Source organism: Thioclava litoralis, from assembly GCF_045278885.1.
Classification (GTDB): Bacteria; Pseudomonadota; Alphaproteobacteria; order Rhodobacterales; family Rhodobacteraceae; genus Thioclava; species Thioclava litoralis.
Window position 1 is genome coordinate 335,586 of the sequence record NZ_CP135443.1, and the last position, 25,078, is coordinate 360,663.

Here is a 25,078-nt window from a genome sequence, read left to right on the forward strand (position 1 = left end):
CGGCTGGGGGATCTTCCGGTGTTTTCGCCAGATCAGGAGAGCGATCCCCCTGAACCGATTGTGACTCTGGCCGGGATGATCAGAAAAAGCGACGGGCTGATTATCGCGAGCCCCGAATATGTGCGCTCTATTCCGGGTGGCTTGAATAATGCCATCGACTGGCTGGTCTCGCGCGAGGAACTTATTCACAAGCATATCGCCTTAATGCATGCCTCCCATCGTGGCGATGATATGCTGGCGCAGCTCCGGCTGGTGCTGGCAACGGTCAGTTCCGGATTTCTGCCCGAGGTGTTCTTGAAGCTTGAGTTGCTGCACATCCCGCAACCGGAGATTGAAACCCGCCTGTCACAAGATAAGCAGCGCCATGATATGGAAAACGACTTGAACCGGTTTTCCGCAGCTATTGAAACATGAAAAGGCCCGCGTAGCGCGCGGGCCTTCTGGTTCATTTAAGCTTTCATCTTGCCCGTTTAGCGCGGGGTGACACCGCGCAGGCGTTCATTCCGGCGGCGCAGCAGCTCTACCGCTGCCAGCAGCGCGATAGAGAACACCACAAGGATCGTGGCCACCGCCAGAATGGTGGGCGAGATCTGTTCGCGCAGGCCGATGAACATCTGCCACGGCAGGGTCTTTTGCGAGGCCGAACCCACAAACAGCACCACCACCACCTCATCGAAGGAGGTGATAAAGGCGAAAAGCGCGCCCGAGATCACGCCCGGCAGGATCAGCGGCATCTGCACCTTGAAGAAGGTGCGCACCGGCCCTGCGCCCATATTCGCCGCAGCCCGGGTCAGCGAGCGGTCAAAGCCCACCAGCGTGGCCGTCACGGTGATGATGACGAAGGGGATGCCCAGAGCGGCATGGGCCAGCACCACACCGATATAGGTGCCCTGCAAGCCGACGCGGGAGTAGAAGAAATACATCCCCGCCGCCGAGATGATCAGCGGCACGATCATCGGCGAGATCAGGATCGCCATGATCGCACGCTTGAAGGGCACATGGCTCTGGCTGAGGCCGATGGCCGCCAGCGTCCCCAAAGACACCGAGATCAGCGTCGCCACCGGTGCGATCGTGACCGAGTTTTTCAGCGCCTGCTGCCAGTCGGGATTGGTGAAGAAATCCACATAATGCTTGAGCGAATAGGCATCGGGGTCCAGTGCCAGCATACCCGGCGTGAAGGTAAAGAAGTTCTCGGCGTTGAAGGAAAGCGGAATGATCGTGATGATCGGTGCGATCAGGAAGAAGAAGATCAGGCCACACAGAACACGGAACGTATAGAACCAGATCCGCTGGCCGGTGGAGGCATAGGGGGGAAGTGCGCTCATGTCTCTTATCCCAGTTTCACGTTATCGATGCCGACGATTTTGTCATAGGCCCAATAGAGCAGCATGACGGCGGCCAGAAGGATGCTGCCAAGGGCGGCGGCGAGACCCCAGTTCAGCGAGCTGGAGATGTGATAGGCGATGCGGTTCGAGATGAAGATCCCCGAGGTGCCCCCCACCAGTTCCGGCGTGATGTAGTAGCCGATGGCAAGGATGAACACGAGAATGGATCCTGCCCCGATGCCCGGCACCGATTGCGGGAAGTAGACCCGCCAGAAGGCCGTCCAGTCGGTCGCGCCCAAGGATTTGGCCGCACGCACATAGGTTGGCGGGATGGTCTGCATCACGGAATACAGTGGCAAGATCATGAAGGGCAGCAGGATATGGGTCATCGCGATGATCGTGCCGGTCTGGTTATTGATCAGCGCCAGCCGCCCGTCTTCCCCGATGATATGCGCCCAGACCAGCAGGTCGTTGATCACACCTTGGTTCTGCAGCAGCACTTTCCACGCCGAGGTCCGCACCAGAAGCGAGGTCCAGAAAGGCAGAAGCACAAGGATCATCAGCAGGTTAGAAGTACGCATCGGCAGATTGGCCAACAGATAGGCCACCGGATAGCCCAGCAGGATGCAGCTGACCGTAATCGCCAGCGACATCACCAGCGTGCGCCAGAACAGCTTCAGATAGACCTGCTGGTCTTCGGGCTGTTTCTCGATGCCATGCGGGGTCAGTTTGTAGTCAATGGCGGTCAGGAAATAGCCGGGAGTGAATTTCGGCGCATAGGCCTTGATGGTGCCCCATACTTCGGGGTCGAGCCAGCCCTTGTCGATGGCCGAAAACTGGTCGCGGATCGAGACGGTCTCGAAGCTGCCCACCGCCGCCTTGGCCTGCGCGAAGATCGGCGCAAGCGTGCCCTCCGGCCCCGGCGCACCGGCGGCCAGATCGCGGTAAAGCGCGGTGAACAGCATATCGACCGGCTTGGTTTTGGCCAGCGTCTTGCCATCCGCCTTCAGCATATGTTCGTAATCTTTCAGCGCGCCTGCGGTTTCGGGCAGCGCATCGGGGGTCTCTTCAAGAGCCCCGGCCAGCGTCTCCCATGTGGCGGGGGCCGCCCATGCCGGATCCAGCGCCGTGAACTGCTTGGTGTAGATATCCGTATCGAACCGGTCCACACGGCGGCCCGACTTGCGGAACAGCGAAGAGATCCCCGTGGTCTCGTAATTCAGCCGCGAGCCAAGACGGGTATGTTCTTTCAGCTCGGAGGCGACATACATATCGTAATAGAAAGCGGCAAAGACCTTTTCGGACGGGGCTTGGCCGCTGCTGTAATCCCAATCGTCAAGCGCCTTCACCGTCAGTGGCAGCGTGTCGGACACGATCTCGTTCTCGACCGAACGGAACAGCATATCCGCAATCGGCGCGATAAACGTCACGAGAATGAAAATCAGCAGCGGGGCGATCATTGCCAGCGCCCGCATCTTCTGTGCCCGCAGCGCGCGCGCAAGACTGCGCTTGAGTTCGCGGCTGCCTTCGCCGGAAATCTGGTCGGCGCTTTCGACGGTGTCGCTCATGTCATTGGTCCCTGTCGGTTCAACCGCCTGCCTCTTGAACTGGGCGGGTCGGAAGGCAATCGGGGGCCGGGCGTGCGGCCCCCGGAATGGTCATGATGTCAGGCGCTTACTGCGCGAGCCATGCCTGGAACTTGGCATCCAGATCGTCGCGGTAATCGGCCCACCATTCGTAGTTATACAGAAGGGTGTTTTTCGCATTGGCCGGATCGGTCGGCATATGCGGGGCCATATCGATGCCCAGCGTCGCGTGTTTGCCAACCAGCGGTGCCGAAGAGGCCCGCGCCGGACCGTAGGAGATATAGCTGGCCTCGCGGGCCAGAGCCTCGGTGGTGGTTTCCTTCTTGATGAAGTCCTTCACGCGCGCCAGACGGTCGGCGGGCAGCCCTGCCGGAATGATCCAGCCATCGATATCGAAGACCTGCATATCCCAGAGCATGGCCACCGGCTGATGCTGCTCTTCGATGACCGAGAAGAGACGGCCATTATAGGTGGAGCCCATGAAGACCTCGCCATCGGCCAGAAGCTGCGGCGTATCGGCACCGGCGGACCACCAGACAACATCCTTCTTGATGGTGTCGAGCTTCTTGAAGGCGCGTTCCTGACCTTCATCGGTCTCCAGAACATCGTAGATATCGTCTTTGGCGACGCCGTCACAATACAGCGCCCATTCCATATTGTTGATCGGACGCTTCTCGAGCGCGCGCTTGCCCGGATAGGTTTTGGTATCGAACAGGGCGCAGATATCGGTCGGCGGATCGGTGCCTTCGGGCACCATATCGGTCCGGTACCCGACGGTGGTCGAATAGACGATCTGCGGAATGAAGCAGTCCGACACCATCAGATCCCCGAAATCATCCTCGGCGCTGGAGCCGTCGGCCCCTTTGACAAGATCGGTCTCGGGGTCGATCTCGGCGGCCAGCCCTTCATCGCACAGCCGGATCGCGTCGGAGGCCACGACATCGACCAGATCCCAGGTCACGTTACCGGCTTCGTTCATTGCGCGCAGCTTGGCCACGGCCTCATTGGAGGATTCATCCCAATGGGCGGTCAAACCGGGATTTTCGGCGAGATAGGGCTCAACATAGGCTTTGTTCTGGCTGTTCTGGTAGGCCCCGCCCCAAGACACGATCGTCATGGAATTGGCCATCTCCTCTGCAGAGAGCGGCGCGGCAAACAGAGCCGCGGCGGTACTCGCCAGAAGGGCTTTCTTGAAAGTCATGTAGTCTCTCCCGTTGAAAAAGGTCAGGTGTTCCCGTCGTCCCTAGACGGTCCACAGGCAGATTGCGCCGCCCGCGGTTAAGAATTCGATCACAGAGGGTCGAGTGCCCGTGCATCATCAGGGTGCCAGCCGATTTTGATCTTCTGGCCTTTCGGAAGCATCGAGGCGCCCAGTGTATTACGGGTCTTCATCACGAAATCTTCCGTGCCCGCGACGCGCAGGACGGTGCGGTAGATATCGCCCATATAAACGACATCAAGGACTTCGGCCTCGATCAGGTGCCAGTCGGGCGCCATACGAGCGGGGTCGAATTCGATACGTTCGGGGCGGATCGACACCAGCGTGTCCTGCCCCTCATGGCGGATATTGACCGCCGTCGCCGCGATCAGCTCGCCATTCTGCAGCCGGATGGTGCACAGCCCCGCCGCCTTGTCGAGGGTTTCGACCTTGCCCGGCAGGCGGTTGTTTTCACCGATGAACTGCGCCACGAAGCTGTTTTTGGGGCGTTCATACAGCTCGTCGGGCGGCGCGAGCTGCTGGATGCGGCCATCATTGAATACCGCCACGCGGTCCGACATGGTCAGCGCCTCGCCCTGATCATGGGTCACATAGACGACGGTGATGCCAAGGTTCTCGTGCAGCGCCTTGATCTCGAACTGCATATGCTCGCGCAGCTGCTTGTCGAGCGCTCCGAGCGGTTCGTCCATCAAGACCAGCTCGGGATCGAAGACCAGCGCCCGCGCCAGCGCGATCCGCTGGCATTGACCGCCCGACATCTGGCCCGGACGACGGTTGGCAAACGCCCCCATCTGCACCATATCCAGCGCGCGCTTGATCTTGGCCTCGCGTTCGGCCTTGCCCATTTTGCGCACTTCCAGCGGGAAGGCCAGATTTTCGGCCACCGTCATATGCGGGAAAAGCGCATAATTCTGGAACACCATGCCAATTCCGCGCTTGTGCGGCGGCACGTTGTTGATATTAGTTCCCCCAAGACGAATCTCGCCATTGGTCGCGGTCTCGAAGCCTGCAAGCATCATCAGGCAGGTCGTCTTGCCCGAGCCTGACGGCCCGAGCATCGTCAGAAACTCGCCTTTTCCGATGGACAGGTTGAGGTCTTTTACGACCAGATTCTCACCGTCGTAGCTTTTTTGCACGCGGTCGAAAACGACGAATCCGCCGTTGTCACTGTTCATAGCCAAATCGGGCTCCCCGTCGGATTTATCTCGGTTTATTGTTTTTACATTCCCGTGAGCCAACCTAACCAAGGCTCTGCCTTTATTTCAACCCTTCGCTTGGAAAGAAGGCAAAATCCGGTGAACGGCCGGTCAATGCGGAAAGTGTCTGGTCAAAATACGGCCATTTTGATGCGTGAAGCGACCATTTTGGCACCTATTCATCGCCCATCGAAAGTGCAGTTTAAAAACGTCTATAATATTAAGCGGAAAATCTGTCGGATCATTTCGCCCCAGACGCGCATTGCCACAGCGTCTTACAAGCCGGATCCATCGCGCGGGATCAGGGGGATTCGGAGGCCCCGCAGGGCCCCCGCCTTAGCTTTCAACCACGAACTGGCCCGAAACGATCAACCAGCCGGTGCCCGCGCGTGTCATGACCGAAATGAACACCGCCCCGACCCGTCCGGCATCCGAGCCATCGGCATTGATGATGCCTGACAGCACGAAACGTTGCTGCACAATCACCACATCGCGCCCCACAGGCCGGAAACGCACCTTGCCGGTGACCAGCCTCGCGCGGGAGAACGCCCCTGCCAGCTCGCCCGCCAGCAATTCGGCAATCTGTGCGCGCCCGTCGGCGGCTTCCCCCGTCAGCCCGAGGAAATCGGCATCGTCGGTAAAGAAAGACGCCATAAGCCGCGCGTCCTTCGAGCTCCACGCGCGGGTGAACGCGCGCGGCAAATCTTCGGGGCTCGGAAACGGAACCTCGATGGAAGAGATCATTCAGCAGCCTCCCTGACGGCCTTGGTCTGGTCCGGCACCATCTTGCCGGGATTAAGAATATTCAACGGGTCGAGCGCCTGTTTGATCGCGCCCATGACCTGCCATGCCGCACCATGTTCGGCCTCCATATAGGCCAGCTTGCCCATGCCGATACCATGTTCGCCGGTCACCGTCCCGCCCATCGACAGCGCGCGCTCGGACATTTTGGCGGCGACCTCTTTGGCGCGTTTGAATTCATCCTTGTCGTTGCGATCCAGCATCAGAACCGAGTGGAAATTCCCATCGCCCACATGGCCAAGGATCGGGCCGACCAGCCCTGCCGCATCAATGTCGCGGCGGGTGTCCTCGACCGCTTCGGCCAGACGCGAGATCGGCACCACGATATCGGTCACCAGCCCCATACAGCCCGGACGATAGGCGATACAGGCCGGATAGGCGCCATGACGCATCCGCCACAGCCGCGTGCGGTCTTCGGCGGTGGTGGCCCAGTCGAAATTGGCGCCGCCCATCTCGGTGACCACCTCGCCAAAGCGTTCGGATTGCTCGGCCACCATCGCCTCGGACCCGTGGAACTCGATCATCAGATGCGGTTTTTCCGGCAGGTCGGTGCCATTCATCTTGTTGAAGATCTGCGCGGTCATCGCATCGACAAACTCGATCCGCGCCATGCGGATGCCCATCTGGATCACCATCTGCACGGTTTCCACCGCCGCATGCAGGGTGTCGAAAGCACAGACCGCCGAAGAGACTGCCTCGGGCTGGCCATGCAGTTTCAGCGTGAGTTCCGTGATAATCCCCAGCGTGCCTTCCGAGCCCAGCATCAGCGCGGTCAAATCATAGCCCGCCGAAGACTTCCGCGCGCGCGAGCCGGTGCGGATGATAGTGCCATCGGCCAGCACGACCTCCAGCCCCATCACGTTATCCTTCATCGTGCCATAGCCCACCGTGGTGGTGCCCGAGGCCCGCGTCGAGGCCATGCCGCCCAAGGACGCATTCGCCCCCGGATCGACAGGGAAGAACAGCCCCGTGGCGCGCAGTTCGGTGTTCAGCACCTCGCGCGTCATGCCGGGCTGGACGCGGACCTGCATGTCGTCCTGATAGAGCTCGACCAGCTTATCCATCCGGCTCATATCCAGACAGAGCCCGCCATGAATTGCCAGTGCGTGCCCTTCCAGCGAAGTGCCCGTGCCCCAAGCCACCACCGGCATCTTATGGGCGGTGCAGATTTTCATGATCTGCGACACCTCTTCGGTCGTGGCGGGATAGGCCACCGCATCGGGCGGCGCGGGGGCGAACCAGGTTTCATTCTGGCCATGCAGGTCGCGATCGGCCTGCGTCAGGCTCAACCGGTCCCCCAGCAGGGATTTTAGGGCGTCGAGGGCTGCATCATATGCCATAATCTGTCTCCGGATCTTTGCCCACGGTTCTAGGCCCGGAACCGGCAAGAGAAAAGCCCCACGGACCAGATTCCGCATGCAGAGCGGCTGTGCAAACCGGCCTTTCGGCGGGGATCAGCCCGCCCCCAGAAGCTCGGCTGCGGCGGCACGGGCGGCATCTGTTACCTCGGCACCGGCGATCATACGGGCGATCTCGTCGCGGCGTTCGGTCTCATCCAGCGGCACGACCTCGGACAGCGTCATCCCACCTTCCACCCGTTTCTGCACGCGGAAATGCTGTGCGCCCCTTGCGGCCACCTGCGGCGAATGGGTCACCACCAGCACCTGCGCCTCTTCGGCCACCCGCGCCAGACGACGGCCCACAGCATCGGCAGTGGCCCCGCCCACCCCGCGGTCGATCTCGTCAAAGATCAGCACCAGCGCATCAGCGCCTTTCGACAGCACCACCTTCAGCGCCAGCAAGAAGCGCGAAAGCTCACCCCCCGAGGCGATCTTGTTCAACGGCCCCGCAGGCGCACCGGGGTTGGTGGCCACGGTGAAGGCCACATTATCCGACCCTTCCACTGAGGGTTCTCCCGCCGACACGCGGGTCTCGAACACCGCGCGTTCCATCTTCAGCGGTGCCAGTTCCGCCGCCATCGCCTGATCGAGACGGGTGGCCGCCTTGCGCCGCGCCAGACCAAGCCTGTCGGCCACCTCGCGATAGGCCAGATCGGCCTTGGTCACGGCCGATTCGAGATCGCGGATCCGGCCCTCGCCTGCATCCAGCGCCTCAAGCCGCGCGCGCAGTCCGGTGGCGAAATCACCCAGATCATCGGGTTGCACCCCATGTTTGCGGGCCAAAGCACGAATGGCAAAAAGACGCTCTTCGGTGGCTTCCAGCGCGTAGGGGTCGAAGCTGAGCGCATCCAGCGCCTCTTCCACGCCTTGCGTGGCATCGCCCAATTCGATCAGCGCGCGTTCCAGCACGCTGAGAGGTTGATCGAGCCGCCCCTCGGCACGATCGGCAGCACCCTGAAGCCAGCGGTCGGCCTCGCGCATCAGCCCTTCGGCCCCTTCCGGCCCTAAGGCCTGCAAGGCGCGCGCCACATCCGAGCGGATCTTCTCGGCCTGCTGCATCACGCGGCGCTCGGTATCAAGGGTCGCTTCCTCGCCCGGCTGAGGGTCCAGCTTGTCCAGCTCGGCCACCGAATGACGCAGGAATTCTTCCTCGGCCTGCACCTCGGCCAATGCGGCCTGCGCCGCCGACAGGGCCTTGCGCGCCGCAGAACGATCTTTCCACGCCGCCGTAACCTGCGCCAGAAGCGGGGCGTTTTCGGCGAAGGCATCCAGCATCGCGCGGTGGCCTTTTTCATTCAGCAAACCGCCATCATCCTGCTGCCCATGCAGCTCCACCAGCGACGCCGAGATCCGGCGCAGCACCTCGCCCGTCACACGGCGGTCGTTGACATAGGCGGTCTTGCGGCCATCAGCGCGGTTCACACGGCGCAGGATCAGCGCGTCATCTTCGGGCAGATCGGCCTCGCGCAGGATATCGCGCACCGGATGGCCCTCGGGCAGGTCGAACTCGGCGGTGACTTCGCCCTGTTCGGCCCCTTTGCGCACCAGTTCGGCACGCCCCCGCCAGCCCAGCACAAAGCCCAGACAGTCCAGCAGGATCGACTTCCCCGCCCCTGTCTCGCCCGTCAAAACATTGAGCCCCGCACCGAAGTCCAACTCGGTGCGTTCCACGATGAGGATATCGCGAATCTCAAGGCTGCGCAGCATGGGTGGTCCCGCTATAGGGCCAGTCGGGGCGCGGGCTTACAGCCACTGCCCCTTGATAACCTGGCGGTAAATCGTTGAAAGCCAGCTATCGCCCTTGTTTTCCGGTTCAAGCCCTTTGGCACGCAAAAGCTTGTAGGCGTCTTCGTAGAAGGGCGAAGACTGGAAGTTATGGCCAAGGATCGCCGCCGCCGTCTGGGCCTCGTCGGTCAGACCAAGAGCCAGATAGGCCTCGACCAGACGTTCCAGCGCCTCGGGCGTGTGGGTCGTGGTCTGGAACTGCTCGACCACGACACGGAAGCGGTTGATGGCCGCCGTGTAATTGCCGTGCTTGAGGTAATAGCGACCGATCTCCATTTCCTTGCCCGCCAGATGGTCGAAGGCAAGGTCGAATTTCAGCATTGCCGAGCGCGCATAATCGCTGTCGGGATATTGCTCGATCACTTCGCGCAGCGCCTGCAGCGCCTGATAGGTCAGGCCCTGATCGCGACCGACCTCATCGATCTGGTCGTAATAGCTCAGCGCCAGAAGATATTTCGCATAGGGCGCATCTTCCGACCCCGGATAGGTGTCAAGATAACGCTGCGCGGTCGAGCGCGCCTCTTCGTAATTCTTCGCGCGGTGCTGGGCATAGGCCTGCATGATCACAGAGCGCTGCGCCCATTCCGAATAGGGATAAAGGCGCTCGACCTCTTGGAAGTAATGCAGCGCATCCGTCGGACGGCGCGGGTTCCCCACTTCCAGCTCGTATTCGCCGCGCTCGTAGATCTGCTGCGCGGTGAAGTTGTCCAGAGGCACATCCTTGGGGCTGTCGCCTTTGCCCGAACAGGCAGCGAGGGTCGCCACCAGCAAGAGACACCCGACCCTTGTAGCCGCTGATTTGCCGTGCATCATGCCCTGCCCTATCCCATTCTTGCCCTGCCCCGATGGGCGGGATCTCTTCCTGATCTGCCCGAGGGCAGTAACGTTCAACACCGCTTAACACAGAACAATCGGCTGCGCAAAACGCCTTTCACTGCACCTTCCTAGCGTCAACGCATTGAGAAGCCAAGCATCACTGTGACAAATGAAAAAGCCTCCATGCACACAAGCGCATGAAGGCTTCACAATCGCAAGAGCGCCATGCCGCAAAGCGGCGCGAACCCACAGGATCCGTTACTGGGCGGCGAAAAGATGCGGCATACAGACGCCCGCGCCGGGGGTGGCGTCTGCCGCTTCGGAATCAAGCACGACCCACTCGTAGGCGCCAGGCGTGGCGAAGACCGCGCGCAGCAGCTTGTTGGTCATCGCATGCCCCGAGCGGTTGCCCACATAGCGCCCGAGAATCGGCCCGCCTGCCAGCAGAAGGTCGCCAAGCGCGTCCAGCATCTTATGGCGCACCGCCTCGTCCTTGTGGCGCAGGCCACCGGGGCTAAGCACCTTGTCGCCATCGATCACGACCGCATTGTCATAGGTGCCGCCAAGGGCCAGACCGTTCTTCTGCATCATCTCCACATCGGCACGGCGGCAGAAGGTGCGGCTATCCATCAACTCGCGCACGAAAGCGCCGTTGGACATGCCCAGACGTTTGTGCTGATGACCGATCGCCTTGTCGGTGAAATCAATCGAGAAATCGATCTCGAGCGTGCGGTTGGGTTCCAGCCGCGCCCATGCCTCGCCCTCCGTCACCTCGACGGGGCGCAGGATACGCAAGGCGCGCAACTGGCCGCCCACTTCCACCAGACCGGCAGCGCGGATGCCTTTGACGAAGGGGGCCGACGATCCGTCAAGGATCGGCACTTCCGGCCCGTCGATTTCGATCAGCGCATTATGCACGCCGCAACCGGCCAGAGCGGCCATGATATGTTCGATCGTCGAGACGGTGATCCCGTCTTCGTTTTCGATCAGGGTGCAAAGGCGGGCATTGGTCACATTATCCCAACGGGCCGCGATCAGACCGTTACGGTCCGTCACATCCACGCGGTTGAACACGATGCCATGATCGGCGGGCGCAGGCAAAAGACGCATGCGCACGGGCTGGCCTTTGTGGAGGCCGACACCATCGAAGCTCACGGGTTTTGCAAGGCTGGTCTGCACGATCAATTCCTTTCGATTCTTAGCGACGAACGGTTGAAAGTTGTCCCTCGTTCCATCGCAACATCAGTTAAGAAAAACCTGCGACTTTCTCAACTCACTCTTTGCAACAGAATGAAACATTAACCACACGCCGTAGCGGAACCCCGCCAAGCACCCTACAACCCCCTGAATAAAAAAGAAAATAGGCCGGGAAAACCCGGCCTATTTTATGCATTTTGTGATCGAAATTTTTCAGCAAGATCGGCGCGATTGGCGTTTCTCACCGAGACATTTCAAACCGATCAGTTTGCCTGACGGCGCAGGAAGGCCGGAATCTCGATGCGATCCTGATCATTGGTCTGCTCGTCATCATAGTCTTCCGCGCGGGCCTGCGGCTGCTGTGGTGCGGGCGCCTGAGCACGCGGCTGCTGACGGGCCGGTTGCTGCGCGGGCTGCTGCGCATCATGTGCGTGGCCGGTCATGCGGTTGATCAGCGAGTTGATCCCGAAACGCGGCTTCTCGGCCTGCGGCTGCGGCGCGCGCTCTGCGGCCATGCCCTGACGCGGTTGCTGCGGAGCCACACCCTGTGCCGGCTGACGGTTCACAGCGGCCTGCAGACGGGCAAGCGCCTCGGGCGAGGGCTGACCGGGCTGACGCGGACGCGGGGCCACATATTCGGCGGCCTCTTCGGCAGCTTCGTTATAATGCGGCTGACGCGACTGGTAGGTCGGGGCCTGCTGCGGCTCTTCCTGCGGCGCGGCATATTGGGCGCGCGGCTGCTGCTGGCGATATTGCGGCTGGGCAGCGGGTGCCTCGTATTGCGGCTGGGCTGCGGCCTGACGCGGCTGCTCGTAATGACGCTCGGCCTGTTGCGGGGCCGACTGGCGCATCTCCGCCTGTGCCGGACGGTATTCCTGTGCGGCACGGTGCTGCGGGGCCTGATAGCCGCGCGATTGCTGAACGGGCTGGGCCGAGGTCACGGCAACTTGCGGCTGACGCGGGGCCGGAGCCGGTTCCTGCACATGCGGAGCAGCCGCGCGGGCTTCTTCGGCCGCTTCCTGCGGATTGCGCAGCGGCTCTGCCAAAGTGCGACGCGGCACCGGAACTTCTGCCGGAGCGGCCAGAGCGTCGATACCGGTTGCCACAACCGACACGCGCATCATGCCATCCATATCGGGGTCGAGGGTCGAACCGACGATGATATTCGCATCCGGATCGACTTCCTCGCGGATACGGTTGGCCGCTTCGTCCAGTTCGAACAGGGTCAGGTCGTAACCGCCGGTGATGTTGATCAGCACACCCTTCGCGCCTTTCAGCGAGATCTCGTCCAAGAGCGGGTTGGCAATCGCCTTCTCTGCCGCCTGGATCGCACGATCTTCGCCCGAGGCCTCGCCGGTGCCCATCATCGCCTTGCCCATCTCGTCCATCACGGCGCGAACATCCGCGAAGTCGAGGTTGATCAGGCCCGGACGGACCATGAGGTCGGTCACACCCTTCACGCCCTGATAGAGCACATCATCGGCCATCTCGAAGGCTTCGGTGAAGGTGGTCTTTTCGTTGGCAAGGCGGAACAGGTTCTGGTTGGGGATGATGATCAGCGTATCCACAACCTTTTGCAGCGCTTCCAGACCTTCTTCGGCCTGACGCATGCGCTTGGTGCCTTCGAACTGGAAGGGCTTGGTCACGACGCCAACGGTCAGCACGCCCAGCTCACGCGCGGCCTGCGCGATGATCGGTGCCGCACCGGTGCCGGTGCCGCCGCCCATACCGGCGGTGATGAAGCACATATGCGCGCCTGCAAGGTGGTCGACGATCTCTTCGATCGTCTCCTCGGCCGCAGCCGCACCCACAGACGGGCGCGCGCCCGCGCCCAGACCTTCGGTCGCCTTGATCCCCATCTGGATGCGCGCCTGGCTCTTGGATTGCTGGAGCGCCTGCGCGTCGGTATTGGCAACAACGAACTCCACGCCTTCCAGCGCCTGTTCGATCATGTTATTGACGGCGTTGCCCCCAGCGCCACCAACGCCGAAGACGGTAATCCGCGGCTTCAGATCCTGTTGATCGGTCATCATGAGGTTCAAGGTCATAGAGGTCCGCCTGTTTTTTTGGTGATTGGCCCTGTCCCGGCCGTTTGAAAAATTACCCTTATTTTACCAGAAAACGACGCGTCGTCACGCGAAAAACACGGTTAAGACACAAAATCTGGGCAGATCGAAGCGCGACTCAGCGGTATTTCGCGCAGTTCTCCGGATATGGTAGAATGACAAAAAACACCCCGGAAGACCTAGCTTTCGCGGCAGATACAGTTACGTCAACATTAAGATTGGCGCGCAAGCCTCTGGGCTTTACCAGTTATCCTTGAACCAGCGGAACGCCCTGCGGAAGCTGCGCCCGCCCAGCCGGTCGACGGGGATCTCGAAATCCCACCACTCGTCCTGCGGGTTGGTCGCATGCAGCGCCAGACCGACAATGGCGCTAAAACCGGCAGATGTCGCCTGCTGCGGCAACCCCTGCACGCGAAGCGGCCGCCCCAAGCGCACGTTATGGCCGAGGATTCGCGCCGCCATACCGTCAATACCGGGCAACTGGCTGGTGCCGCCCGTCAGCACAATCTGCTGGCTGGGCATATGCGAGAAGCCCGCCACATCCAGCCGCGCCTTGATCTCCTCGAAGATCTCCTCGACGCGGGGCCGGATGATGCCGATCAGCTCGGCGCGGGTGGCGGTGCGGCTGTCCTTTTCCCAATCGCCGGAATTGGCGGAAAGCTCGATCAGCTCGCGGTCATCCATCGAGGTCGCATGGACCCCGCCATGAATTGTCTTCAGCCGCTCGGCCAACTGGCCCGAAACCTGAAGCCCCGCCGAAATATCGGAGGTGATATGATCACCGCCCATGCGCACGGCATCGGAGTAGATCATGTGTTTTTTCATAAAGATAGACAGGCCCGACGCGCCACCGCCCAAATCGATGCAGGCGGCCCCCAGTTCCTGTTCATCCTCGACAAGGCTGGCCACGCCCGACACATAGGCAGAGCTTGCCACACCGGCCAGCTCCAGATCGCAGCGTCGGATCGCATTCACAAGGTTCTGCAGCGCGAACCCGTCCACCGTCAGCAGGTGCATATCGGTTGCCAGCTTGCGCCCCGCATGGCCACGCGGGTCCGACAGGCCCGACCGGTGATCAAGCGCGAAATTGACGGGCTGGGCATGCAGAACCTCGCGCCCTGCCCCGAAATCAGGCACATCACAGGCGGCCAGCACGCGGCCCACATCCTGCCCCGTGACCTGATCTCCGGCAATATCGATCTGGCCGGTCAGCCCGTAGCTGCGCGGTTCGCCGCCCGCAAAGCAGGCAATCACATGATCCACACGGATTGCGGCCTTCTTCTGCGCGGCCTGCACCACGGTGCGGATCGCCCGCTCGGTCTGCGCCATCGTGTCGATCTCGCCAAAGCGGACCCCGCGCGATTGTGTGGTGGCCGCACCGATCACCTTGAAGCCCGCCTGCCCCGCCAGAGGCCCGCCGCCCTCCATCTCTGCCAGACCGCTCGGCCCTTCGATTTTCAGCACCAAGCACACAATCTTCGATGTGCCTATATCCAGAAGCGCAACAACACCGCGCTGCATCGCGGCCTTGCGCATATTGCGCATCGCTCTCTGGGCTTGGTAAAAATCGGGCATAGGATGCAATCTCGGTAGCTATGGCTCAGTAATTATGGGCGATGGCGCGATAACTTTCCATCGCATGGGGTGTCAGCCGGATCGTGGGGCGATCCTTGTCACGCAAATCGATCCGCGTAAAATCACGGGCAAGCACATCTTCGGCGGTATTCATCGCCAGAAGCCGCTCGACCGCCTGTACCGGCGTATCCTGCGGCAGCATCACGCGGCGATCTCCCTCCAGAACAATGTCCCAACGCCGCTGGCCCACACGGATCAGACCGCGCGCTTTGGGCAGAAGCGGCCCCATTGCCTTCAGGATCGCCAACGCCTCGGGCACCGCCTGATTGGCACCGACACCGGCAATCAACGGCAGATCGGAGCGCGCGGCACGGTCGATCAGCGTCGCAACGCGATGCCCCCCGTGGTCCAGCATCTCCAGCCCCGTCGCCGTGCGCCACAAAATCACCGGCGTGCGTTCGGTCACCACCACATCCAGCACCCCGCCGGATTTGATGCTGATCGAGGCATCCGCCACCGCATCCAGCCGCATGATCGTCTCGCGATACTGGTCCAGATCGATATTGAAGGAAGAGACCGGCAAACCGGTCGGCAGCATCGTATAGACCGCCCGCTCGACCTCGGGGCTTGCCCCCTCGACCTTGAGTTCATTAACCATGAATTCGGGACGGTTCTGGATCGAGGCCTTGATATCCTCGTAGGTCTGCAGCATATCCGCGCGCCGACCGGAATCCCCGAAATAGATCCCCAGCCCCAGCACCACGGCGAAAGTAGGCACCCCGATACGGGTCAGCGACCGCACGATGGGCGTCAGCCAGAGCCGGTTCAGCCGGAAGGCCAGACGCGAGGGGGCAGGGTCCTTGCGGCGCGACGAGCGGCGCACGTAAAGCTGGCCCTGCTGGCTGCGCGAGGCACCGCCAACCGCGCGTGTGCCCGCCCATTTGCCCGCATCCGCCTTGGACGGATCATGCGACGCCCCTACCTTCCGCATGAGGCATCCTCCACCATCCAGCGGCACAGCGCAGGAAAGTCGATCCCCGCCTGCATCGCCTGTTCCGGCACCAGCGATGTCGGCGTCATACCGGGCTGGTTATTGGTTTCCAGCAGGAACAACCCCGCCAATCCGCGCGTGTCATCCCAACGGAAATCGGTGCGCGAGACACCGCGGCAGCCAAGCGCCTTATGCGCCCGCAGCGCAAAATCCTGACAGGCCGTCGCGATCTCTTCGGGAATATCGGCGGGGCAGACATGACGCGAGCCACCTGCCGAATATTTGGCCTGATAGTCATACCAGCCGGTGGTCACGATCTCGGTCACGCAAAAGGCGCGGTCTTCCATCACGGCACAGGTCAGTTCGCGCCCCGGCACATAGGTTTCCACCATGACGCTTTCGGGCATGTCATCGGAAAGCTGCGGCGGGCTATTGGCCGCCTCCTGCACGATATAGACGCCGACGGAGGAGCCTTCATTATTGGGTTTGACCACATAAGGCGGCGGCAGGACATGGCGCTTACGCACCTCGTCGCGCGCGGCAATCACACTGTCGACCACCGGTAGACCGGCCTGTGCATAGACCTGCTTCGAGCGGTCCTTGTCCATCGCGATGGCCGAGGCAAGCACCCCCGAATGCGTATAGGGAAGACGCAGCCATTCCAGCAGCCCCTGCACACAGCCATCCTCGCCCCAGCGGCCATGCAGCGCGTTGAAGACGACATCCGGTTCGATTTCGGTGAGACGCTGCGCCAGATCGGGGCCAGCATCGACCTCGATCACCTCATATCCCGCAGCCCGCAAGGCGATGGCGCATTCGCGCCCAGAAGAAAGAGACACATCCCGCTCTGCGGACGCGCCACCCATCAATACCGCCACAAGCTGGGTCGTCCTGCTCGACTTACCCGCCATACTTTGCCTCGTCGGGGTTTTCCCCGTTTTGCGCTTTTGGTTAAGCCCATCGGTTACTGCCAAAAGACGGCCCTTCTTCTATGGCCTTATCTTTCTCCGACGCGCATGATTTCCCACTGTAGCTCAATTCCGCTGTTGAGCAAAACCTTTTTGCGGACCTCTTCCCCCAAACCTTCCAGATCGGCGGCACTGGCACCGCCCACGTTGATCAGGAAGTTGGAATGCATTTCAGACATTTGCGCCCCGCCAAGACGGGCCCCACGCATTCCGGCATCGTCGATGACTTTCCACGCTTTGAGATCATGCACATCATCGGCCCGCCCCGTAGAGCTGGACCCCGACGGATTGCGGAAGGTCGAGCCTGCGCTGCGCTCCTTGCTGGGCTGGGAGGCGTCACGCTTGGCGATCTGTTCGGCCATGCGGGCTTCGAGATCGGCGGGCTCGGCGGGGAGCCCCTCGAACACGGCATCGGTGATCACCCAGCCTTCCGGCAGCGCGCTCTGGCGATAGGCCAGATGCAGATCGGCCGCATGAAGGCGACGTGCCTCCCCCGCTCGCGTGACCACACCGATTTCCACCAGATGGTCGGCCACATAGGTGCCATAGCACCCGGCATTCATCCGCACCGCGCCGCCGACAGAGCCAGGAATGGTGCGCAAAAAGGTCAGATCCACGCCGCCTGCTGCCGCCTTACGGGCCACATGCGCATCCAGCGCCGCAGCGCCCGCCCGAATGCGCGTGCCTTCGATCTCGATCCCGTTGAAGCCACGGCCCAGACGGATCACCACGGCGCGCAGCCCGCCATCCCGCACGATCAGGTTCGAGCCGACGCCCATCGGAAACACCGCAACCGTCTCCGGCAGCCCCGCCAGAAACGCGCAAAGATCGTCCGTATCGGCAGGCTGGAACAGCCAATCGGCCGGACCACCCACACGCAGCCATGTCAGCTCGGACAATGCGCGCTGCGGCGTCAGGGCACCGCGCGGCTGATAGGAAGAGGGAGAAAGCATATCGGTCATACAGGCGTTCCTAGCGAAGCCCTGTCAGCACGGCAAGCCCTCGCGCTATTTATCCCGATTTATCGCGAAAGGCGGATCGCGATCAGGCGTCCTGACGGTTGTCCGCCGGACGCGGCTCGGCATGCAGGCGGGCAATCAGCCGGTGCAGCGGCCAACGCAGGACCGACATCCCCGCCGCCAGCACCACCAAGCCCCAAAGCGGCCCCTGCTGATAGGTCACCGCCCCGAGGATCGGCACCCCCGTCACAATCAGCACCCAAGCCGCGACCCAGTGCCAACGTTGCGGCCCCATCGCCAGAACCGAGGCAAAGACGCCCCATAGGCAGGCAAGGGTGAGCGAGAGTGACATTATGACGGCTCCATTCCTCTGATATCGGCCTTGGACTTCGGGTCTCTGGTGACGGGACCCCGCGTCGGGTCCGGCTGCCGGAAAACAGATGCTGCCCCCCTGCAATCGGGTTGCTGGCAAGAAATGGCCGGCCCATGACAGACCGGCCCAGTGCGACATCCTGACCGGCGGACAGCCCGGACATCGTCCAGAGACAAATCATGTCTCTGTTTTTCAACGCGCAATACGCCGGTTTCCGACGGCATGCGCCACACTTGTCAAACGCCCACCCCCTTCAAAGGTCGACGAAACAGATCAGGCGCCCAGCTTTGCCGGAAGCCCGTTGGCCCAAGTCGAAATTGTCCCTGCCCCGAGGCAGACCACGATATCGCCGGGGCGCGCCTGTTCACGCACCAGCCGCGCCAGATCGTCCTCGGACAGGATCGCGCGGGCATGGCGGTGACCATGCTGGATCAACCCCGCCACAAGGCCCTCGCGGGTCGCGCCCTCGATCGGGTCCTCGCCCGCCGAATAGACCTCGGCGATGGCCACCACATCGGCCTCGTTGAAGCAGGTGCAGAAATCATCAAACAGCGAATGCAGGCGCGAATAGCGGTGCGGTTGATGCACAGCAATCACCCGCGCGCCGGGCGTGCCCGAAACAGCCTGACGGGCCGCCTTCAGAACGGCTGCGATTTCAACGGGGTGGTGGCCGTAATCATCAATGATCGCCACGCCGCCCAGAACCTCGCCCACCTTGGTGAAGCGGCGGTTCACGCCCTTGAAATTGGCCAGCGCCTCGCGGATCTCGTCGCGCTTCATGCCCAGATGGCGGGCCACGGCCACAGCCGCCAGCGCATTGGACACGTTATGGTCGCCGGGCATCGGCAGGGTGCAGCCCTCGATCAGCTTGGCGCGGCCGGCCTCGTCATGTTCCTCGCCCTGAAGGGCTATGTCGAAATGCGCGATCCCGCGTTCATAGCGCAGGTTCAGCGCGCGCACATCGGCCTGAGCGTTAAATCCGAAGGTCGTCACACGACGGTCGGTCAGCTTGCCCACAAGCGTCTGCACCTCGGGGTGGTCGGTGCAGCAGACCGCCAGCCCGTAGAAGGGGATATTCGAGACGAAATCGTAGAACCCTTTGCGCAGGGCATCGAAATTGCCCCAATGCTCCATATGCTCGGGGTCGATATTGGTGACAATCGCAATCGTCGCCGGAAGCCGGTTGAACGAGCCGTCGGATTCATCGGCCTCGACCACCATCCATTCGCCCTCGCCCGCCCGCGCATTCGAGCCATAGGCATGGATCACCCCGCCATTGATCACGGTCGGGTCGAAATTGCCCTTATCCAGCAGGGTGGCCACCATCGTCGTGGTGGTGGTTTTGCCATGCGTCCCCGCAATCGCGATATTCGAACGCAAGCGCATCAGCTCGGCCAGCATCTCGGCGCGACGCACAACCGGCAGGCCACGCTTGCGCGCCTCTTCCAGCTCGGGATTGCCGCGCTTGATCGCGGAAGAAATCACCACGACCCCCGCATTGCCGATATTCTCGGCGCGCTGGCCCTCATAGAAAGTGGCGCCCAGCTCTTGCAGCCGGTCGGTGATCTTGGAGGCTTTCGCATCCGATCCCTGCACCGTAAAGCCTTGGGTCAAAAGCACTTCGGCGATGCCAGACATGCCGATCCCACCCATGCCGATGAAATGAATCGGGCCAAGTTCACCGGGTAGTTTCGTCGCGTTCATCGCGCGTCTCCTGTCAGTTGTTCCACCATATCCACAAGCCGTGCCGTGGCATCGGTGATGCCATAGCTCTGGCTTGCGCGCGCCATCTGCAAGGCGCCCTCGGGGTTTGCAAGCACCAGGGCCACCTGTTCGGCCAAGGTCTCCGGGGTCATACGGCTTTCGGGGATCACAATCGCACCACCGGCCTCGGTCAACCCTTTGGCATTGGCGCTCTGATGGTCGCCCGCAGCGGCGGCGAAAGGCACCAGGATAGCCGGACGCCCGACCACCGAGATATCGGCCACCGAAGACGCCCCCGAGCGCGAGATCACAAGCTGCGCCTCGGTCAGACGGCGCGGCACATCATTGAAAAACGACTGGACCTCGGCGGTGATCCCTGCCTCTTCATAGGCGGCAATCACCCGCTCCAGATCTTCGGGCCGCGCCTGATGTGCCACCCGCAGATTGCGCCGGATCTCGGGCGGCAGCAGGGCCAGTGCGGCAGGCACCACATCCGACAGGATGCGCGCGCCCTGTGACCCGCCCATCACCAGCAGCGACATAGGATAGTCTCCCGGCACGATATAGGGGGCCCCTGCCCGCTCCAGCACGGCCCCGCGCACCGGATTTCCGGTATGGATTGCCCGCACACCGGCAGGTAGGTCGGTCGGCCAGGTGCCGCAGGCCACCGCATTCACCTTGGGGGCGAATTTGCGGTTGACCTTGCCCATCACGCCATTCTGTTCATGGATCGCACGCGGCAGCCCCAGCAACTGTGCCGAAGCCAATGCCGGAATCGTCGGATAGCCGCCAAAGCCCACCACAGCGGCAGGTTTGTCCCGCAGGTTGCGCCCCACCGCCGAGGCGATACCGCCCAGAATTTTCAGCGGCACCAGCAGACGCGCCAGCAGGCCCCCGCGCGAAAACGTCGCCGAGCTGACCTGTTCCACCTGAACCACATGCGGAAAGCCGCCCGCATAGCGCGCGCCGCGATCGTCGGTGGAAAGCTTCACACGCCATCCACGGCGCACCATTTCTTCGGCCAGAGCCTGCGCGGGGAACATATGCCCCCCCGTGCCGCCTGCCGCGATCAGCAATAGAGGTGCCGCCTCCTGTGTCATGCCAGCCCCTCTCAACCGCGTTTGTTGCGCGCCAGAATATCCGAAATCTGCCCCTGCGGGCGCGAGCGGGTCAGCGCGAGCAACATGCCCACGGCAATCCCCGAGGCGATCATCGACGAACCGCCATAACTGACAAAGGGAAGCGTCATGCCCTTTGCAGGCAGAAGACGCACAGCCACGCCCATATTGATAAAGGCCTGCACCCCGAACGCCGCGGCCAGACCACAGCCTGCCAGACGGGTGAAGGGATCACGCTCGCGCATCAGACGCAGCATCGAGCGCATGACGACCGTGGCATAGAGCGCGATGATGATCAGCACGAGGATCAGGCCGTATTCTTCCGCCGCGACCGCGATGATAAAATCGGTATGCGCATCGGGCAGCGACCATTTCACTGTGCCCTCGCCCACGCCCACGCCAAAGAAGCCGCCCTCCTGAATGGCGTTGGTGGCATAGCCGATCTGGGTACGCGGATCGACCTCCGAGGACAGGAAGCCATTGATACGGCGGGCAAAGTGGTCGGAAAGGTTATAGGCGGTAAAGCCCCCGATGGCTGTCAGCCCCCCGATCGAGACAAGCAGCATGATCGGCGCGCCCCCGACGAAATACATCACCATCCACGAAAAGAGGATCAGCGAGGCCTGACCGAAATCGGGCTGCATCGCAAGGATCAGCACGATGATGACCATCAGGATGAAGGAATATAGCCGACCGGGCGGGCCTGCGATCTCATGGGCCGCCGCCATGAACCATGCTGCGGTCACGATAAAGGCGGGCTTGAGAAATTCCGAAGGCTGCACGGATGCAAAACCGAACGAGAACCAGCGGATCGCCCCCTTGCCGAAATCCGTGCCGACGAAGGGCAAGGCCAGAATGGCGGCAAAGCAGGCAAAGAAGGCCAGCACGCCCACACGTCGCACCTGACGCGGGCTCATCATCGAGGTCAGCAGCATGGCAACGATGCCCGCACCGCCAAAGAAGGCCTGACGCTTCACATAGTAAAACGCCTCAAGACCGTTCTTCTCGGCCAGCGGCACCGAGGCCGCAAGCCCGAGAAGCATCCCGATCCCGAACAGGATCAACACGCAAGACAGCGCCCATTTGTCAAGGGTCCGCCACCAGCGTGGAAGTACAGGTTCACCGACGCGCGAAGGCGCGGTGCCGAAAACCATATCTGTCATGGGCTGTTACTGCCGTACTGCCTCGAAAAAATGCCCGTTTTCCGGGTCTGCCTTCGATGCTAGCGCAATTTATGCCTTATGGCCAGATAAACTATGTCCGATTTACGGCGCATTTCGCAGGATTTCGCCACGAGATTGCCGCGATCTGTGCGCCAGAACGCGCGCCGCTCCTACTCAGGAAAATACATGGCCATCCCATAAAAGGGAAAGCCTGATTTATACAACGGAAAACCTCTGCGATTCTCAGTCGGCCAGCGCCTCAACCAGCGCGACAAAATGCTCGCCGCGCTTTTCGAAGCTGCCATACTGGTCGAAGCTGGCCGCCGCCGGTGCCAGCAGCACGGTATCTCCGGCCACCGCATCACGCGCACAGGCCGCCACAGCGGCGTCCATCGTTTCGCAGATCTCATGGTCCAGCCCCGTCAGCTGCAAGGCGAAATCCCGCGCCGAGTGGCCGATGAAATAGGCCTTTTTCACATGTTCGAGATCCTTGGCCAGCGAGGCAACCCCGCCCTCTTTCCCAAGCCCGCCCGCAATCCAGCGGATATTCTTGAAAGCCTGAAGCGCCTTGGACGCACTATCGACATTGGTCGCCTTGGAGTCGTTGACCCACGCCACCCCGCCTTTCTCGGCCACGGTCTGGCTGCGATGGGGCAGACCGGCAAAGCTGTGGAAAGCGGCCTCGATCTCGCGCGGAGCAAGCCCGATGGCGCGCAGTGCCGCAAAGGCCGCACAGGCATTCTGGTGGTTATGCGCCCCCGGCAGCCCCTTGATCGCGCGCAGGTCGATAGAGGCCACCTGCCGCCCCTTGCGCCATTCGGCCAGAAACCCCTTGCGCGCGAAAACCGACCAGCCCCAATCGCCCAGCTTGCGCGACACGGCAATACGGATCAGCCGGTCATCCTCGCGGTTGGTGGCGATCTGATTGGCCAGATAGACCCCTTCGGGCTCGTCCACACCAATCACCGCCCGATCCGGCCCGCCCTCGGCAAAGAGCCGCCGCTTGGCCGCAAAATAGCCCCCCATTCCCGCATGGCGGTCCAGATGGTCCGGCGACAGATTGGTGAACACCGCCACATCCGGCGTCAAGGCCCGCGCCAGATCGGTCTGATAGCTCGACAATTCCAGCACCACCACATCGCCATCCTCGGCAGGCTCCAGATCCAGCACACCGCGCCCGATATTGCCCGCCATCTGCGACCGACGCCCGCAATGGGTCAGAACATGATGGATCAGCGCGGTGGTGGTGGATTTGCCATTCGATCCGGTCACACAGATCGTCTTCGGGGCCACGTCGAAGCTGTCCCAGTCCGGCCCCGCCCAAGAGCGGAAGAACAGCCCGATATCGTTATCCACCGGCACACCCATCTGCATCGCCTGCGCGATAATCGGGTTGGGATGCGGATAAAGATGCGGAATCCCCGGCGAGACCACCAGCAAGGCGACATCCTCGAAAGCCCCCGCCTTCGACAGATCGCGGCAGACAAACCCCGCCGTCTCCGCCCGCGCGCGGCCCTCCGGACTGTCATCCCACGCCAGCACCTCGGCCCCGCCCGCCTGCAACGCTGCCGCTGTCGCCAGCCCAGAACGGCCCAAGCCCAGAACGGCAATCTTCTGCCCCTCGACACCGCGTACTGCAATCATGACAAAACCCTTCCCATGTCGCCTGTTTCCAGCTGCCCGAAATATCCTCGGGGGTGAATTGGGCCGCAAGGCCCAAAAGGGGGCAGACAGCCCCCTCTCTTAGCGCAGCTTCAACGTCGCAAGACCGATCAGCGCAAGGATCAGCGAAATAATCCAGAACCGGATCACGATCTGGCTCTCCGCCCACCCCTTCTTCTCGAAATGGTGGTGGATCGGCGCCATCAGGAACACCCGCTTGCCGGTCCGTTTGAAATAGGCCACCTGAATGATCACCGACATGGCCTCCACAACAAACAGCCCGCCGACAATCGCCAGAACGATCTCGTGCTTGGTGCACACCGCAATCGCCCCGATCGCGCCGCCAAGCGCCAAAGACCCCGTATCGCCCATGAACACCGCCGCAGGCGGCGCGTTATACCACAAGAACCCAAGCCCCGCGCCGATCAGTGCCGCCGTAAACACCAGAATCTCGCCGGTGCCGGGCACGTAATGCACATCCAGATAGGAGGTGAAATCGCTCCGGCCCACGATATAGGCAATCGCCCCCAAAGTGCCTGCCGCGATCATGGCGGGCATGATCGCCAGACCGTCCAGACCGTCGGTCAGGTTGACCGCATTGGCCGCCCCCACAATCACCAGCATCGCAAAAGGCACGAAGAGCACACCCAGATTGATCAGCACATTCTTGAACACCGGCACCGCCAGTTGCCCCGACAGATCTGCCGGATGCAGCCATGCCGCCCACACCCCTGCAACCGCCGCAAGCAAAAGCCCCAACCCCATCCGCACGCGCCCGCTGACGCCTTTGGTATTCTGCTTGGAGACCTTTGCGTAATCATCGGCGAACCCGATCAGCGCATAGCCCACCGTCACCATCAGAACCAGCCAGACATAGCCGTTATCCAGCCGCGCCCAAAGCAGCGTGGACACCAGAATGGAGGCCAGAATAAGCAAGCCCCCCATGGTCGGCGTACCGGCTTTGGCCAGATGGCTTTCCGGCCCGTCGCTGCGGATCGGCTGCCCTTTGCCTTGCGTGCGACGCAGGAAATTGATCAGTGCCGGACCGAACAGGAACCCGAAGATCAACGCGGTAAAAAACGACGCTCCCGCACGGAAGGTCAGGTAACGGAACAGGTTGAAGAGGTCGCCCCCGTCCGAAAGATTTGTCAACCAATAGAGCATTCCGTCTTAT

At 62.0% G+C, this 25,078-nt stretch carries 21 protein-coding genes; 1 reads left to right on the forward strand and 20 read right to left on the reverse strand.

The features are described from left to right. The first annotated feature begins 3 nt into the window (after positions 1-3). Complete coding sequence (locus tag RPE78_RS01585) at positions 4-414, forward strand: NADPH-dependent FMN reductase (protein WP_406721676.1); 411 nt, start codon at positions 4-6, stop codon at positions 412-414. Positions 415-470: 56 nt separating this feature from the next. Here the strand turns inward: RPE78_RS01585 and RPE78_RS01590 are convergent, their stop codons facing one another. The 20 genes from RPE78_RS01590 to mraY form a co-directional block, all read right to left on the reverse strand. Next, positions 471-1,325: an ABC transporter permease gene (locus tag RPE78_RS01590; protein WP_339107774.1), complete on the reverse strand. Its 855-nt coding sequence runs from the start codon at positions 1,323-1,325 to the stop codon at positions 471-473. 5 nt (positions 1,326-1,330) lie between these two features. Further along, positions 1,331-2,893 (reverse strand): ABC transporter permease, encoded by a 1,563-nt coding sequence (locus tag RPE78_RS01595; protein ID WP_406721048.1) that lies wholly within the window; start codon positions 2,891-2,893, stop codon positions 1,331-1,333. Between the two features lie 106 nt (positions 2,894-2,999). Continuing rightward, a complete protein-coding gene (locus tag RPE78_RS01600; RefSeq protein ID WP_339107776.1) occupies positions 3,000-4,112 on the reverse strand; it encodes an extracellular solute-binding protein in 1,113 nt (370 codons plus the stop codon). 89 nt (positions 4,113-4,201) lie between these two features. Continuing rightward, a complete protein-coding gene (locus RPE78_RS01605) occupies positions 4,202-5,305 on the reverse strand; it encodes an ABC transporter ATP-binding protein (protein WP_406721049.1) in 1,104 nt (367 codons plus the stop codon). 357 nt (positions 5,306-5,662) lie between these two features. Next, a complete protein-coding gene (locus RPE78_RS01610; RefSeq protein ID WP_406721050.1) occupies positions 5,663-6,070 on the reverse strand; it encodes a YybH family protein in 408 nt (135 codons plus the stop codon). Next, positions 6,067-7,467: an FAD-binding oxidoreductase gene (locus RPE78_RS01615; protein ID WP_406721051.1), complete on the reverse strand. Its 1,401-nt coding sequence runs from the start codon at positions 7,465-7,467 to the stop codon at positions 6,067-6,069. The genes RPE78_RS01610 and RPE78_RS01615 overlap by 4 nt, the downstream gene beginning before the upstream one ends. A 114-nt stretch (positions 7,468-7,581) precedes the next feature. Beyond that, a complete protein-coding gene (gene recN / locus RPE78_RS01620; protein ID WP_406721052.1) occupies positions 7,582-9,234 on the reverse strand; it encodes a DNA repair protein RecN in 1,653 nt (550 codons plus the stop codon). Between the two features lie 36 nt (positions 9,235-9,270). Then, complete coding sequence (locus RPE78_RS01625) at positions 9,271-10,125, reverse strand: outer membrane protein assembly factor BamD (protein ID WP_339107781.1); 855 nt, start codon at positions 10,123-10,125, stop codon at positions 9,271-9,273. A 261-nt stretch (positions 10,126-10,386) separates the two neighbouring features. Beyond that, positions 10,387-11,307, reverse strand: coding sequence for a UDP-3-O-acyl-N-acetylglucosamine deacetylase (lpxC, locus tag RPE78_RS01630; protein WP_406721053.1), 921 nt, complete (start codon positions 11,305-11,307; stop codon positions 10,387-10,389). 281 nt (positions 11,308-11,588) lie between these two features. Beyond that, a complete protein-coding gene (gene ftsZ / locus RPE78_RS01635; RefSeq protein ID WP_339107783.1) occupies positions 11,589-13,373 on the reverse strand; it encodes a cell division protein FtsZ in 1,785 nt (594 codons plus the stop codon). A 258-nt stretch (positions 13,374-13,631) separates the two neighbouring features. Then, positions 13,632-14,966, reverse strand: coding sequence for a cell division protein FtsA (ftsA, locus tag RPE78_RS01640; protein ID WP_339107784.1), 1,335 nt, complete (start codon positions 14,964-14,966; stop codon positions 13,632-13,634). Positions 14,967-14,991: 25 nt separating this feature from the next. Further along, entirely contained in the window at positions 14,992-15,957 is a 966-nt protein-coding gene (locus tag RPE78_RS01645) for a cell division protein FtsQ/DivIB (protein ID WP_406721054.1), read from the reverse strand. Beyond that, positions 15,945-16,868: a D-alanine--D-alanine ligase gene (locus RPE78_RS01650; RefSeq protein ID WP_406721055.1), complete on the reverse strand. Its 924-nt coding sequence runs from the start codon at positions 16,866-16,868 to the stop codon at positions 15,945-15,947. The genes RPE78_RS01645 and RPE78_RS01650 overlap by 13 nt, the downstream gene beginning before the upstream one ends. A gap of 86 nt (positions 16,869-16,954) precedes the next feature. Further along, positions 16,955-17,878: a UDP-N-acetylmuramate dehydrogenase gene (gene murB, locus RPE78_RS01655; RefSeq protein ID WP_406721677.1), complete on the reverse strand. Its 924-nt coding sequence runs from the start codon at positions 17,876-17,878 to the stop codon at positions 16,955-16,957. 91 nt (positions 17,879-17,969) lie between these two features. Continuing rightward, positions 17,970-18,236, reverse strand: coding sequence for a DUF2484 family protein (locus RPE78_RS01660; protein WP_339107788.1), 267 nt, complete (start codon positions 18,234-18,236; stop codon positions 17,970-17,972). Positions 18,237-18,530: 294 nt separating this feature from the next. Beyond that, the gene (gene murC / locus RPE78_RS01665) at positions 18,531-19,961 is read right to left on the reverse strand and encodes a UDP-N-acetylmuramate--L-alanine ligase (RefSeq protein ID WP_339107789.1); all 1,431 of its coding nucleotides are present in this window, start codon (positions 19,959-19,961) and stop codon (positions 18,531-18,533) included. Then, the gene (locus RPE78_RS01670) at positions 19,958-21,061 is read right to left on the reverse strand and encodes a UDP-N-acetylglucosamine--N-acetylmuramyl-(pentapeptide) pyrophosphoryl-undecaprenol N-acetylglucosamine transferase (protein ID WP_339107790.1); all 1,104 of its coding nucleotides are present in this window, start codon (positions 21,059-21,061) and stop codon (positions 19,958-19,960) included. The genes murC and RPE78_RS01670 overlap by 4 nt, the downstream gene beginning before the upstream one ends. A gap of 11 nt (positions 21,062-21,072) precedes the next feature. Beyond that, complete coding sequence (gene ftsW / locus RPE78_RS01675; RefSeq protein WP_339107791.1) at positions 21,073-22,242, reverse strand: putative lipid II flippase FtsW; 1,170 nt, start codon at positions 22,240-22,242, stop codon at positions 21,073-21,075. Positions 22,243-22,485: 243 nt separating this feature from the next. Then, the gene (murD, locus tag RPE78_RS01680) at positions 22,486-23,886 is read right to left on the reverse strand and encodes a UDP-N-acetylmuramoyl-L-alanine--D-glutamate ligase (protein WP_339107792.1); all 1,401 of its coding nucleotides are present in this window, start codon (positions 23,884-23,886) and stop codon (positions 22,486-22,488) included. A gap of 99 nt (positions 23,887-23,985) precedes the next feature. Next, positions 23,986-25,068, reverse strand: coding sequence for a phospho-N-acetylmuramoyl-pentapeptide-transferase (gene mraY / locus RPE78_RS01685; protein WP_339107793.1), 1,083 nt, complete (start codon positions 25,066-25,068; stop codon positions 23,986-23,988). Between the last annotated feature and the right edge of the window lie 10 nt (positions 25,069-25,078).

Excerpts from the sequence above, each read along its gene's own strand:
- RPE78_RS01590 (WP_339107774.1), bottom strand. The coding sequence starts at position 1,325 with ATGAGCGCACTTCCCCCCTATGCCTCCACCGGCCAGCGGATCTGGTTC.
- RPE78_RS01595 (WP_406721048.1), bottom strand. The coding sequence starts at position 2,893 with ATGAGCGACACCGTCGAAAGCGCCGACCAGATTTCCGGCGAAGGCAGC.
- RPE78_RS01600 (WP_339107776.1), bottom strand. The coding sequence starts at position 4,112 with ATGACTTTCAAGAAAGCCCTTCTGGCGAGTACCGCCGCGGCTCTGTTT.
- RPE78_RS01605 (WP_406721049.1), bottom strand. The coding sequence starts at position 5,305 with ATGAACAGTGACAACGGCGGATTCGTCGTTTTCGACCGCGTGCAAAAA.
- RPE78_RS01610 (WP_406721050.1), bottom strand. The coding sequence starts at position 6,070 with ATGATCTCTTCCATCGAGGTTCCGTTTCCGAGCCCCGAAGATTTGCCG.
- RPE78_RS01615 (WP_406721051.1), bottom strand. The coding sequence starts at position 7,467 with ATGGCATATGATGCAGCCCTCGACGCCCTAAAATCCCTGCTGGGGGAC.
- recN (WP_406721052.1), bottom strand. The coding sequence starts at position 9,234 with ATGCTGCGCAGCCTTGAGATTCGCGATATCCTCATCGTGGAACGCACC.
- RPE78_RS01625 (WP_339107781.1), bottom strand. The coding sequence starts at position 10,125 with ATGATGCACGGCAAATCAGCGGCTACAAGGGTCGGGTGTCTCTTGCTG.
- ftsZ (WP_339107783.1), bottom strand. The coding sequence starts at position 13,373 with ATGACCTTGAACCTCATGATGACCGATCAACAGGATCTGAAGCCGCGG.
- ftsA (WP_339107784.1), bottom strand. The coding sequence starts at position 14,966 with ATGCCCGATTTTTACCAAGCCCAGAGAGCGATGCGCAATATGCGCAAG.
- RPE78_RS01645 (WP_406721054.1), bottom strand. The coding sequence starts at position 15,957 with ATGCGGAAGGTAGGGGCGTCGCATGATCCGTCCAAGGCGGATGCGGGC.
- RPE78_RS01650 (WP_406721055.1), bottom strand. The coding sequence starts at position 16,868 with ATGGCGGGTAAGTCGAGCAGGACGACCCAGCTTGTGGCGGTATTGATG.
- murB (WP_406721677.1), bottom strand. The coding sequence starts at position 17,878 with ATGCTTTCTCCCTCTTCCTATCAGCCGCGCGGTGCCCTGACGCCGCAG.
- RPE78_RS01660 (WP_339107788.1), bottom strand. The coding sequence starts at position 18,236 with ATGTCACTCTCGCTCACCCTTGCCTGCCTATGGGGCGTCTTTGCCTCG.
- murC (WP_339107789.1), bottom strand. The coding sequence starts at position 19,961 with ATGAACGCGACGAAACTACCCGGTGAACTTGGCCCGATTCATTTCATC.
- RPE78_RS01670 (WP_339107790.1), bottom strand. The coding sequence starts at position 21,061 with ATGACACAGGAGGCGGCACCTCTATTGCTGATCGCGGCAGGCGGCACG.
- ftsW (WP_339107791.1), bottom strand. The coding sequence starts at position 22,242 with ATGACAGATATGGTTTTCGGCACCGCGCCTTCGCGCGTCGGTGAACCT.
- murD (WP_339107792.1), bottom strand. The coding sequence starts at position 23,886 with ATGATTGCAGTACGCGGTGTCGAGGGGCAGAAGATTGCCGTTCTGGGC.
- mraY (WP_339107793.1), bottom strand. The coding sequence starts at position 25,068 with ATGCTCTATTGGTTGACAAATCTTTCGGACGGGGGCGACCTCTTCAAC.